At 63.5% G+C, this 12530-nt stretch carries 12 protein-coding genes and 1 pseudogene; 1 reads left to right on the top strand and 12 read right to left on the bottom strand.

Features of this window, described 5'->3' with window-relative positions:
• Positions 1-32: 32 nt before the first annotated feature.
• The 8 genes from glpK to MSTE_RS01700 form a co-directional block, all read right to left on the bottom strand.
• On the bottom strand, positions 33-1547 hold the full coding sequence (gene glpK / locus MSTE_RS01735; RefSeq protein ID WP_096498510.1) for a glycerol kinase GlpK: 1515 nt from the start codon (positions 1545-1547) through the stop codon (positions 33-35).
• A complete protein-coding gene (locus tag MSTE_RS01730; RefSeq protein ID WP_096498509.1) occupies positions 1540-2352 on the bottom strand; it encodes an MIP/aquaporin family protein in 813 nt (270 codons plus the stop codon). The genes glpK and MSTE_RS01730 overlap by 8 nt, the downstream gene beginning before the upstream one ends.
• Before the next feature lie 90 nt (positions 2353-2442).
• A complete protein-coding gene (locus MSTE_RS01725; RefSeq protein ID WP_078311612.1) occupies positions 2443-3321 on the bottom strand; it encodes an SDR family oxidoreductase in 879 nt (292 codons plus the stop codon).
• A gap of 27 nt (positions 3322-3348) precedes the next feature.
• Complete coding sequence (locus MSTE_RS01720) at positions 3349-4200, bottom strand: MaoC/PaaZ C-terminal domain-containing protein (RefSeq protein WP_046252289.1); 852 nt, start codon at positions 4198-4200, stop codon at positions 3349-3351.
• A 16-nt stretch (positions 4201-4216) separates the two neighbouring features.
• Positions 4217-5422: a lipid-transfer protein gene (locus tag MSTE_RS01715; protein WP_096498508.1), complete on the bottom strand. Its 1206-nt coding sequence runs from the start codon at positions 5420-5422 to the stop codon at positions 4217-4219.
• 178 nt (positions 5423-5600) lie between these two features.
• Positions 5601-6230, bottom strand: coding sequence for a TetR/AcrR family transcriptional regulator (locus tag MSTE_RS01710; RefSeq protein ID WP_096498507.1), 630 nt, complete (start codon positions 6228-6230; stop codon positions 5601-5603).
• A gap of 38 nt (positions 6231-6268) precedes the next feature.
• On the bottom strand, positions 6269-7423 hold the full coding sequence (locus MSTE_RS25295; RefSeq protein WP_096498506.1) for a hypothetical protein: 1155 nt from the start codon (positions 7421-7423) through the stop codon (positions 6269-6271).
• Complete coding sequence (locus MSTE_RS01700; RefSeq protein ID WP_096498505.1) at positions 7420-7719, bottom strand: hypothetical protein; 300 nt, start codon at positions 7717-7719, stop codon at positions 7420-7422. Before MSTE_RS01700 ends, MSTE_RS25295 begins: the two co-directional genes overlap by 4 nt.
• A 195-nt stretch (positions 7720-7914) precedes the next feature.
• On the opposite strand from MSTE_RS01700, the pseudogene MSTE_RS01695 reads away from it, so the two are divergent.
• Positions 7915-9151: pseudogene (locus MSTE_RS01695) on the top strand (glutamate--cysteine ligase).
• Between the two features lie 15 nt (positions 9152-9166).
• On the opposite strand, the gene MSTE_RS01690 reads toward MSTE_RS01695, so the two are convergent.
• From MSTE_RS01690 to egtD, 4 genes are all read right to left on the bottom strand, one after another.
• The gene (locus MSTE_RS01690; RefSeq protein WP_231896969.1) at positions 9167-9982 is read right to left on the bottom strand and encodes a DUF5995 family protein; all 816 of its coding nucleotides are present in this window, start codon (positions 9980-9982) and stop codon (positions 9167-9169) included.
• Between the two features lie 55 nt (positions 9983-10037).
• Complete coding sequence (locus MSTE_RS01685) at positions 10038-10331, bottom strand: hypothetical protein (RefSeq protein ID WP_030095951.1); 294 nt, start codon at positions 10329-10331, stop codon at positions 10038-10040.
• 174 nt (positions 10332-10505) lie between these two features.
• Positions 10506-11582 (bottom strand): ergothioneine biosynthesis PLP-dependent enzyme EgtE, encoded by a 1077-nt coding sequence (gene egtE, locus MSTE_RS01680; protein WP_096498503.1) that lies wholly within the window; start codon positions 11580-11582, stop codon positions 10506-10508.
• Positions 11579-12529 (bottom strand): L-histidine N(alpha)-methyltransferase, encoded by a 951-nt coding sequence (gene egtD / locus MSTE_RS01675; protein ID WP_193442069.1) that lies wholly within the window; start codon positions 12527-12529, stop codon positions 11579-11581. The genes egtE and egtD overlap by 4 nt, the downstream gene beginning before the upstream one ends.
• Position 12530: the final 1 nt, after the last annotated feature.

The following is a 12530-nucleotide window of genomic DNA, read 5'->3' as shown; positions in this document are numbered from 1 at the left end:
TTTCACCCGAGAAGTCGACACTCGGCCATTACTTACACCTCGACCCAGTCCAGCGTGCGCTGTACGGCCTTCTTCCAGCCGGCGAATCCGTGCTCGCGCTGTTCTTCGTTGATCGAGGAGCTCCATCGCTCGTCTTCCTGCCAGTTCCGCCGCAGGTCCTCGACGTCCTTCCAGAAACCAACGGCCAAGCCCGCCGCATACGCAGCACCGAGCGCGGTCGTCTCGGCGACAACAGGTTTGACGACATCCACGCCCAGGGTGTCGGCCTGGATCTGCATGCAAAGCTTATTCGCGGTGATCCCACCGTCCACCTTGAGCACCTCCAGGTGCACACCCGAGTCGGCCTCCATGGCCTCGACCACTTCGCGGCTCTGGTAGCAGATCGCCTCCAGCGTCGCGCGCGCCAAATGCGCGTTGGTGTTGAACCGGGAAAGGCCCACGATCGCGCCGCGGGCATCCGAACGCCAGTACGGCGCGAACAGACCCGAGAAGGCCGGTACGAAATAGACTCCGCCGTTGTCCTCGACCTGACGCGCCAAATCCTCGCTCTGTGCGGCACCGCTGATGATGCCGAGCTGATCCCGCAACCACTGCACCGCCGAGCCGGTAACCGCGATGGAACCCTCCAGCGCGTACGCCGGTTTGTTGTCCCCGAATTGGTAACAGACCGTGGTCAACAACCCGTTGCGGGAGCGGACCAATTCTTCACCGGTGTTGAGTAGCAAGAAGTTTCCGGTGCCATAGGTGTTCTTGGCCTCGCCGGGGCTCAGGCACACCTGCCCCACCATCGCCGCCTGCTGATCGCCCAGGTCACCGGCAATGGGCACCTCACCCCCGAGCGGCCCCATATGGGTCGTCACACCAAAGGGCTCTACCGGCGAGGATGCCTTGATCGGCGGAAGCATCTGGCGCGGAATGGAAAAGAACGACAACAGCTCGTCATCCCAATCCAGGGTCTCCAGGTTCATCAGCATCGTACGGCTGGCGTTGGTCACGTCGGTGACGTGCACCCCGCCACGAATGCCGCCGGTAAGGTTCCAGATCACCCAGCTATCGGGGGTGCCGAAGAGCGCATCCCCGTTCTCCGCGTCGCGGCGCACACCGTCGATGTTCTCCAGAATCCACTGCAGCTTGCCGCCGGAAAAGTATGTGGCAGGTGGCAATCCGGCCTTCTCACGGATGACGTCACCGCGGCCGTCTCGGTCCAGCGCCGCCGCGATCTTGTCGGTGCGGGTGTCCTGCCACACGATGGCATTGCAGTACGGCCGGCCGGTGTGACGGTTCCACACCAACGTGGTCTCGCGCTGGTTGGTCACCCCCACCGCGGCCAGATCCCCCGACGACAACCCGGTCACGTTCAGGGAAGTGGCCAGCACCGACCAGGTGCGTTCCCAGATCTCCACCGGATTGTGCTCCACCCAGCCAGCACGCGGCAGCAGCTGCTGATGCTCCAACTGGTGGCGGCCGACCTCCTCGCCCCGGTGGTTGAAGATCATGGCACGCGTGCTGGTCGTGCCCTGGTCGATCGATGCCACGAAATCAGCCATTGGCGAACTCCTCGGTGTGCGACGGTGATTGGGTTTCGGAATCGTCTGCGTACAGGAATGCTTCCACGAGGTAGCGGTACAGGGCGGCCCCCAGCAGGCCTCCGATGAGTGGTCCCACTATCGGCACCCACCAGTACTGGGCACCGTGCTGGTCCAGGAAGGCCGTATCGAATCCGGTGAGATAGGACGCCAGCCGGGGTCCGAAGTCGCGCGCCGGATTGATCGCGTATCCCGCGATTGACCCCCACGACATGCCCAGACCGACGACCACCGTGCCGATCGCGAAGGGCAAAAGACTCTCGGGCATGCGGATGTTGCGCCGGTCCGAAATGGCGAAGATCAGGAACAGCAAGATCGCGGTGCCGATGATCTGGTCGCGCAGGCCGCCCCACAGGCTGACGTCAAGGGCGCCATTGCCCGGCAGCGTCGAGAAAACCCCCTGCGTCGCAATGGTGTGCCCGGGATCCACGGCCGACAACACACTCCCGTAGTTCCACCGAACCAGCAGCGCCGCCACGAACGCACCGGCGGTCTGGGCCACGATGAACGGAACCACCTGTTTCCAGGGGAATCCACGAAACGCCGCCAACGCCAGGGTGACCGCCGGGTTGAGGTGCGCGCCGGATATCCGACCGGCGGCGAAAATACCGAAGGCGACTCCCATGCCCCAGGCCCAGGCGATGGAGTTGTGATTGCCGTAGTCCTCGTTCCCGGCCGTCACCACCTGTGCGACGACACCCAACCCGAACAGAATCAAGATCAGCGTGCCGACGAACTCCGCGGCGAGTTGACCGGCGTGCCTCATACTCCGAATCTAGGGGTGGGCCGCCGCGGACACACCTGAAAACGCCGAACGGTCCCCCGATTTCGGGGGACCGTTCGCGTTAAGAAATTCCTACTTCCAGGGCTCGACGCTCTCGCGCACCAGGTCAATGCTCCACGGTCCGTCGGTCTCGGCGGTGTCGGTCACCGACCAACCCTTGAGCCGCTGGATGGATCCGCCGGTCACCTTGAACACCTGGCCGGTCCACGGGTTCTTCTCCGTGCTCAGGTAGGCCACCAACGGTGAGATGTTGGCCGGGCTGAACATGTCGAACTGTCCCTCGTCCACCGGCGCGGCAAAGATCGCACCCATACCCGGTGTGGCCAGCGTCAGGCGCGTGCGCGCCACCGGCGCGATCGCGTTCACCTTGACCCCGTACCGCTCCAGCTCTGCGGCCGCGACGCAGGACAGCGCCGCGATGCCGGCCTTGGCCGCACCGTAGTTGCCCTGACCCGGATTTGGCAGTGTCACACCGGAATCCGATGCGGTGTTCACCACGGTGGCCTTGACATCAGCACCCGCCTTGGACTGCGCCTTCCAATACTCGGCTGCGTGACGCAGCACCGCGAAATGCCCCTTGAGGTGCACCTGGATGACCGAGTCCCACTGGTCCTCCTCAAGGCCTGCGACGAAACCGTCCCGCAGGATGCCCGCGTTGTTCACGACGGCGTCCAGCTGTCCGAAGGTCTCGACGGCCTGGTTCACCAGATTCGAGGCACCGGCCCAGGTCGAGATGTTGTCGGTGTTCGCAACGGCTTTGCCTCCCGCGGCAACGATCTCGTCGACCACCTCCTGCGCGGGCCCGGCATCCGATCCGGAGCCGTCGTTGGCGCCGCCGAGGTCGTTGACGACCACCGATGCGCCTTCCCTGGCGAAGAGCAGCGCGTGCTCACGACCGATCCCACGTCCGGCACCGGTGATGACCGCCACCCGTCCGTCAAGCTGTCCCATAGTGATTTCCTCTCCTTCTGCGATGACTTAGGCGATAACGGCGTGGCCGTTTTTGATGACGAGGTCGTCGCCGACGCTGGTTTCGTACGAATAGGTACCGGCGGCACCGTTCTTCCAGAAGCTGGTGGTGATGTCCTGTCCGGGTAGCACCGGCTTGGCGAACCGCACCGCCAGTTCCTTGAGACGCTCGGTGCGTGAGTCGGCCAGCTCGGTCAGGGCCGCCCATGACGTAAATGCCATGGTGCACAACCCATGCGCGATGATGCCCGGCAGTCCGGCCGCCACTGCGGCATCGTTGTCCAGGTGGATCGGCATCGGATCACCCGACGCCGGGCTGTACCGGAACGTCTGGTCGTCATCGACATGCTGCACCAGGGAGGCGGCCGGTCCGTTGGCCTTGATCGCCTCATCCAGCACAACGTTCGGGCCGAGAACACCTCGCGTCTCACCCACGTCGTACTTGCGGAAGAAGAAGGTCACGTACTGCTCGTTGACCAGATCACCCGAGGCATCTCGCGTTTCGGCATACACCGTGCCACGGGTTCCGTTCTCCATACCCTCGTAGCCGGTCATCTTCGACTTGGCCACCAGTGTATCGCCGGGCTTGATGGGCCGGTGGAACCGGAAGAACTGCTCACCGTGCACCACGCGCGGAATCAGCTGGTAGGGAACGACACTCATCGTGGTGCCGACGAGCGACTGGAAGATGGGCACCACCGCGAAAACCGGTGGTGCCACCTCCCCCTTGCGATGCTCTTCGATCGGGTCGTTGGTGGCCTCGGCATAGGCGATCAGGCGGTCCTTGTCGACCTCGATGGTCTCCTCGGCGCCCCACTGGTCCAGGCCGTCATTGTTGAACGGGTACTTGGTGTCAGCCATTGCTTCCCAACCCCTTTCAGCGGTTGGCCGGCTTGTAGGCGGTGACCACACACGCGCCACCGAGGCCGAGGTTGTGCTGCAACGCCACCTTTGCGTCGGCCACCTGGCGCTTATCGGCATCACCGCGCAGCTGCCAGGTGAGCTCGGCGCACTGGGCCAGACCGGTCGCACCGAGCGGGTGCCCCTTGGAGATCAGGCCCCCCGACGGGTTCACCACCCAGCGGCCACCATAGGTGGTGTCACCGTTGTCGATCAGCTTGCCACCCTCACCCTCGGCGCACAGTCCCAGCGCCTCGTAGGTGATCAGTTCGTTGGCCGAGAAGCAGTCGTGCAACTCGATGACGTCCACATCGTCGGCCGAAATCTGTGCCTGCTCATACACTTTCTGTGCAGCGAGCTTGGCCATGTCGAATCCGATGAGCGTGATCGCCGACTTGGATTCCAGCGTTCCCGGGGTGTCGGTGGTCATCGCCTGGCCGACGATCTCCACGGCGCGGTCACCGAGCCCGTTCGCCTCGACGAACCGCTCCGAGGCCAGGATGGCCGCACCCGATCCGTCGGAGGTCGGCGAGCACTGCAATTTGGTCAGTGGTGCGTAGATCTCCTTGGCGTCCAAGATGTCCTGAAGGGTGTATTCCTCCTGGAACTGCGCATAAGGGTTGTTCACCGAATGCTTGTGGTTCTTGTAACCGATCTTGGCGAAGTGCTCGGCGGTGGTGCCGTACTTCTGCATGTGCTCACGACCAGCGGCGCCGAACATCCAGGGCGCAGGCGGGAAGGCGAAATCGAACAACCCGGCCAGCGCTTCGATATGCCGCTGCATGGGCTGCTCGCGGTCGGTGAAGGTCGCGCCCAACGATCCGGGCTGCATCTTCTCGAATCCCAGCGCCAGCGTCACATCGGCGAGTCCACCGCGAATGGCCTGCGCCGCGTTGAACAGCGCGGTCGAGCCGGTCGAGCAGTTGTTGTTGACGTTGGTGACCGGGATGCCGGTCATGCCGAGCTCATAGACGGCACGCTGGCCGGAGGTGGACTCGCCCGCGCAGTAACCGACATAGGCGGCTTCCACCTTGTCGTAGTCAATGCCGGCATCGGTCAGGGCATTGGTGCCCGACTCCTTGGCCATGGCCGGGTAGTCCCAGCCCTCACGTCGTCCGGGTTTCTCGAACTTCGTCATCCCGACGCCGATGACGAATACCTTTTCGGGGGCCTTTGGGGGCATCGTTCCAAGCTCCTTTTGCGCGCACTTCGATGGGGGCTTCGTCAACGTAACATACGTTCTATCCTGAATGTAAGGGCCCGGTACAGATGTATTGCCCAGTCCAAGAAGGCCTGGTCCATCGAACGATGTACTTGGTGAACGTGCACCAAACTTGCCCGGAAACACCCCGGACATTTACCTACAGGACAGTTTGTTTTTGCGTGTCGGGCTGCGGCGCACGAAGCCGCAGTTCCAGCATCTGCTTGGCCCGGGACCAGCGACGGTCGCGGGTTTCCTGCGAGGCGGTCAAGCTGCTGACCAGGATGCCGCGGATGATGTCCATGGCGAGCAGGCCAAAGTCACGCCGATCCTTGGGAGACGTCGGATCCTCGTCGTCGAGCACGTGCAGCGCTGACAGATTGTGCAGCACCATTTTTTCGAACTGATCCAGGTGCACACGCAGATCGGGCTCGGTTCGCGCCGCGATGAGCAGCTCCACCACCGCCGTGAACAACGGCCCCTGATGAATCCGCCAGAGCACGTCGAGATACCGCTCAACCGGGTCGGCGGATTGATCCATGGCCATCAGCTCTTCGAGCACCGCCTGGGTGCGCTTGAACGCGAGATGGCGCACCGACTCGGCCATAAGTTCCGACTTGGACTGAAAGTGATGGATCAACGCACCGCGCGTGACACCGGCGCGACTGGCGATACGCGAGGTGGTGGTGCCGGAGTACCCGAACTCGACAAGACAGTCGATGGTCGCCTCAAGCAAGCGGGAACGCATCGCGGCCGAACGTTCCTCCTGGGTACGTCGCGGCGTGGGCATGCCCACATTGCACCACAGTCAGTCGAAGGGCAGCGCGACTATCGGCCGGTGACCTGGTGGAAGATCTGCGCAGCCTGTGCCTCGTACTTCGCATACGCGTCGGGGAAGGCCGAGCGCTGAACCGACTGCGCGGCTTGGGCAACGCTCATGTCCTGCCAGCCCGACACCTTCACCAACTGGTCGTAAAACTTGCCCGCCGACCTCGCCGGGTCCATCAAATCGGCTGTGGCACCCCAGCTTTGACGCTGCTGGAACGGACCCACCGAGTCGTGGTCATGTCCCACACCGTCATTGGCGAGCATCATCGAGTCGGGAACCGAGGAGTTCGCGAGGCTGCGTAGACCGGACTCGGTGAGTGCGGTCGCCAACGCGATCTGAATCGCCTCGGGCGAAAGTCCTCGACGCAAACCTTCTTCGATGATCTTGCGAGCGACGTCCATCTGACCGGAGTCCAGATTCATGAAGACTGACGGACCCGAGGGACGCAACGACGGAGCACCGGTGTTGGAGTAGCTCCCGTCGGGAACACTGTGGCCCCCGCCGCCGTGGCCTCCCCCACTGCCACCGCCATGGCCACCACCGAAACCGCCGCCACTGCCGCTGCCGCCACCGAATCCGCTGCTGCCGGCCCGCATCGAGCCACTTGCCGCACCACCACTGCTGGCCGGCACGAACGCCGCGGGCTGCGTACTGGCCGCCTTGTGCTCCGCGTCGACCGTCTCCGACGCCTTGCGCAGGTCATTGGACGACGCGCGATCGGCCTCTTCGAGCGACTTCAGGGCCTGACGAATGGCGTCGGTCAGCCGCCGGGCCTCCGTCTGCAGATCCCTGTTGCCCTGCGGAGCCGTGACCGTGCCGTCGTCGGCGACCCGCAGGCCCTTCGCGTGGGCCTCGTCCACCAGCGCCATCACCTTGTCGCGCGCCGCGGTCAATGCCGAGTGCCCGCCTCGGACCGCCTCGGCGACATTGCCGATCGCGAACGAGAGCCTGTTGGTCGAGGACTGCTCGCTCGACGCCTGGTCATACGCAGCCGCGAAGGACTTGCCCTTCCAGAACGACTCTGCCGAGTCAAGATCGCGGACCACTCCGTCGATGGACAGGTCCAGGTTCTTGCTGGCATCTTCGATGGCCTTTGCGGCAGCGTCCAGGTTGGCGACGTCCCACCCACGTAGCTGCGAAATCGTAGGTCTCACAGCCTGACCTCTCCGGCCCTGGTGACCTGCCTGCCGTTAGCGGCGTCCTGGCCCGTCAACGAACCCGAGCTGGTCTGAACAAAGTGTGAAATGCCCTCGATGCGTTCGGACGCACCGCCCCCGGCACGTTTGAGCGCCGCACCGACGGCCCGCAACACCTCTGCGAACTCGGTGCCGGCAACCGCGTTGGCCGCCGCCTCGAAATCAACATCGGGAAACGCATCCTTCGCACGTCCTGCGACGCGACTTGCCAGCCGTGCCATCTCGGCACCGTTGGCCTTCATGATGTCGCTCATAGATACCTCCCCAAGGAACCGGTCCCACGCGCACACGATGGCGCGGTTCGTCGCCAGATTGTGCCTCTGATCAGATACGACGGCACTGGTGCTGATTTGGTTCCATGTTTTTCAACCTTTTTTCGCCGAATCGTCCGGGGCCGCGTACGGGCGAATCACCAGGTCCTAGCCCCCTAGTGGGGAAGAATACGACCCATGGGCGACGAAGTCGCACGGACCCAGTTCACCGGTGAGCACCGCCGGGCCTATCGCACCAAGGTGCAGAACTGTCTGGACGTGTTCGAGACCATGCTGTCGGAGTCCAGATTTGACTTCGAACGACCGCTGACCGGCATGGAGATCGAGTTCAACCTCGTCGACAGCAATTACCAGCCGGCGATGACCAACACCGAAGTCCTCGCGTCGATCGCCGATCCGGCCTTTCAGACGGAACTGGGCGCCTACAACATCGAACTGAACGTGCCGCCCCGCGCACTCCCCGGTTCAGCGGCGCTGGAACTTGAAGACGACGTGCGCACCAGCCTGAACGCCGCATCTGCAGGTGGCACCCGACGACTTCGCCGCCAACTGGAACGCCGCCCAGTTGCTGGCGGGTCCGCAGTTGGCGCTGGCCGCCAACTCACCGTTCTTCTTCGGCAAGTCCCTGTGGGCGGAGACGCGCATCGAGCTCTTCACGCAGTCCACCGACACCCGGCCGCAGGAGCTCAAAGTACAGGGGGTGCGTCCACGGGTGTGGTTCGGCGAGCGCTGGATCACCTCGATCTTCGACCTATTCGAGGAGAACGTCCTCTACTTCCCATCACTGCTGCCGGAGATATCCGATGAGGACCCGGTGGCCGAGCTCGCGGCGGGGCGCGCACCTCCACTTCAGGAACTGCGGTTGCATAACGGAACCGTCTATCGCTGGAACCGCCCGATCTACGACGTCGTCGACGGCACACCACATCTACGTGTGGAAAATCGAGTACTGCCCGCCGGGCCGTCGGTGATCGATGTGATGGCCAATGCCGCGTTCTACTACGGAGTGCTTCGAGCCCTGTCCGAGGACGACCGTCCGGTCTGGACGAAAATGACTTTCGCTGCGGCACATGACAATTTCCTGGAAGGTGCCCGGCGTGGCGCAGAGGCCCGGATGTACTGGCCCGGCGTCGGCGAAATCACGGCCGATGAACTGACGCTGCGACACCTGCTGCCCATGGCACATGAAGGACTGCAACGCTGGGGGGTGGCCACCGAGGTGCGCGAGCGCTACCTCGGGGTCATCGAGGCGCGAGCGAAATCGGGCATCAACGGCGCAGCCTGGCAGACACACACCGTCGGCGCGCTCGAAGAGCGTGGGTTGACACGCAAGGCTGCGCTCAGCGAGATGCTCCGGATGTATTGCGAGCACATGCATTCCAACGAACCGGTGCACACCTGGGAGCTGATCTAAACGTGGCGTACCGCATCACATCACGGCGCATATCGGCGCCGGCGTCGCCGCAATTCGGTCCAGTACCCGCAGATTCGCCACCACATCGCGGCTCTCCTGTGCGGCGATCGCATTGACAAACAAGGACATTGGCGCGGGCGGACTGTAGACCAGCGCACCCTGCTGTGCGATTTGCAGATCGCGCGCCAGGATCACGCCCGGATCGAGAACGTCCGGCAAGGCGGCCAGCACTGCGGCGAACCGCCAAGCGCTATCGCGAAATGCTCTGACCGATTCGTTGATCACTGCGATCTGTCGTTCTTGGAGCACCGCGTACAAGTCGGCCAACACCGGAGACAACTCGTTGATGTCTCCCACCACGCCGTTCACCTGACTGGCCAGCACCGCGTTGAGCCGGTTGAAATCCTCGCGCAACGACTCAAGCCGGGCACCACCGGCGACATTCTGGGCAACAATTCCAAGGTCAAGCCCAATGTGTGCATTGATCCCGGCGAGCATGTGCTGCACCAGGATTGGTGGCTCCAGGTGAGCCGAGTCGAATGTCACCTGCCACGAGTGCGCAGGTTTGCCGTACCGACCCGGGTGGAAGTAGCCATTCAACGCAGCGAAATAGCGCTCGGCGAATTCCACATCGAACCGTTCCATCCGTGCTCCATCCTGGAACACATGCTGCTCAATCGCGACGCCGACAGCGAGGGTAATCCTCTTGTACAGCGCCGCGAAGTATCCGAGTCTGCTTGATACCCCGATCGACCACATGATGATCGAGTCGATCGCCGCAACGACTTCATCGATCGTCCTGCAGGTTGGCAGGGGGCCCAAGGGAGGCATATTCTCTGGCACGCCTTTGCCTTTCAGGAAGAGTTATCCGGTTCCGCCGCGTGAGCTATCTGAGGAGATAGAGCCCGACTGTCCCGGCATCATTGGCCGCATAGACCGCCTCACCGGCACCGCACCCTGCCTGATTGGCCGCTTCCACCGCCGAGGGAGCATCCGCGTGATTACCCATCCAGCGCCACTTCTTCACGCTGCCTACAGCATTGAGGTAGATGTACAGTCCCACGGTGCCGTTGTCATTCACTTCGAAGACCACCTCACCGGCGCCGCACCCTGCCTGATTAGCCGCTTCCACCGCCGAGGGAGCATCCGCGTGATTACCCATCCACTGCCAGTTACTCATGAGAAGTCCTTGCCTGTTCGATAGCTTCACCCGCGCTGCGCGGACAACGCCACGGTGCCATCGAACTGCCGGCCCCGGCACGAGTAGCCGACTACCTACATTTCGCCGCGCCAAAACCCGAACTCGCATCAGATAGGTCATCTGCGCCGAAAAGCTACTGGGAAAGCCCCAGATCTACGCCTTGGCGGCCAGCGCTTCGGCCAACTGTTCCAACTCCTCATCGGTGCCATCGACATGCGGGCTGATGCGCAGCACCGGCCTGGTCATCTCGAACGGTGCTCGCACGGTCTCGGCAGCGGTTGTCACGATCGCATGCTCCTCGATGAGGTGCGCACGTACCGCGACCACGTCGACGTCCCCAATGGGTTCCAGTGTGGTGATGGCACTGGGCTCGTCCACGGACTCCACCACCCGCCAATCGTTGATTTCCCCCAGGATCTTTCGAGCCGCCCGCCCACGCTCGACCAACGCGCCCTGAACCTCCGTGGGACCTGCCGCCAGGTGCTGACCCACCGCGACCGCCAGCCCCACCCAGCCCGCGACATGTGCCTCCACATGACCTGCCCATTGCGGAATCAGATGTGCAAGAGCCGGATTGATGGCAAGCACACCCACGCCACGCGGCCCGGCCAACCACTTGCGTGACGGTGCGTACATGGCGTCGGCGCCGTGGGTGCAGTCGATATGTCCCAGCGCCTGCGCGGCATCGACAACGACAGGCACCCCGGCCGCACGCGCCAACGCAACCACGTCGGCGGCCGGCTGCACGGTGCCGCGGTGGCTACCGACAACGGTGAAATGCACCAGGTCTACCTTCTCGCGACGCAGAAACGCCTCAATCCCATCGACATCGGCCCTGCCGTCCCCGTCGACGGGCAGCCACACCGGAGTGAACCCGAAGTGGTTCATGATCATCAGGTTCGGGCCGAATTCACCGGGCAGACAGGCGACAACCCGCCCCGCATCGACCGGCCACGACTGCAGCAGCGTACGCAGCGCATCGGCGGCGCCGGTGGTGAACTGAACCTGCGCCTCGGGCATGCCCGTCAGGTGACGTACTGCGGCGCGCCCGGCCTCGAGAACCGGCGCCGCAGCATCCTGCGCCACATAGCCGCCGATCTGCGCCTCATGTTCGGCGTGCTGAGCCACCGCGCGAATGGTGTCAACGCTCTGCCGCGAGCAGGCCGCCGAATCCAGATGCACACCGAGAACCGGAGGCCGGACCTGCCGCCACTCCTCACCCAAACTCACTGCTTCACCGCCAGAGAGAGTCCGAAGTCATGAGAATCGTCCGTCCACCAATGAGTCTGACGCAGGCCCGCAGCGGCCAACTCCCGCGCAACACCATCCTGCCGGAACTTGCACGACACCTCGGTCAACATCATCTCCCCCGCCCCGAAATCTACGACGAGATCCAGAGCTTCGATGGTTACCCGCTGATCGCACATGGAGCGCAGCCACATCTCCATCCGCTCCTCGTCGCCGTTCCACAACGCGACATGCTCGAAAGCCTCCAGATCGAAGTCAGCATCGAGTTCACGGTTGATCACCGCCAGCACATTGCGGTTGAAAGCGGCCGTCACACCGGCGCTGTCATCGTAGGCACGCACCAACCGCTCGGCGTCCTTGACCAAATCAGTTCCCAGTAACAGCATTTCACCGGGTTGCAGGGTGTCCGCGACATCGTCCAGGAATCGCGCCCGCGGCTGGGTGGTCAGATTTCCGATCGTGGATCCCAGAAAGGCGACTAGACGCCGACCCTCCCGGGGAATCCGCCCGAGGTCCTTCTCGAAGTCGCCACACACCGCGCGCACCCGCATCCCCGGATACTCGGCGACCAGAGCATCCCCCGCCGCGCGCAGCACCCCGGAATCCACGTCAAAGGGAATGAACGTCTTGGGAGCCAACGCATCAAGCAGCATCCTGGTCTTCTCTGAGGTGCCGCTACCCAGCTCTACCAGAGTGTCGGCACCCGAAGCGGACGCGATGTCGGCCGCATGGGTACGCAGTAGGCCGGCCTCGGTCCGTGTCGGGTAATACTCCGGCAACCGAGTGATCTCGTCGAACAGATCGCTACCCACCTCGTCGTAAAACCATTTAGGAGGAAGTGATTTCGCATCTGTGCTCAGGCCCTGCCGGACATCACGGCGTAGCGCCTCGGCCGCCGCACCAGAGGCTAAATGATTCTCCAGGGTCATG

Source organism: [Mycobacterium] stephanolepidis (assembly GCF_002356335.1).
Classification (GTDB): Bacteria; Actinomycetota; Actinomycetes; order Mycobacteriales; family Mycobacteriaceae; genus Mycobacterium; species Mycobacterium stephanolepidis.
This window is presented reverse-complemented; position numbering and strand designations above follow the sequence as displayed.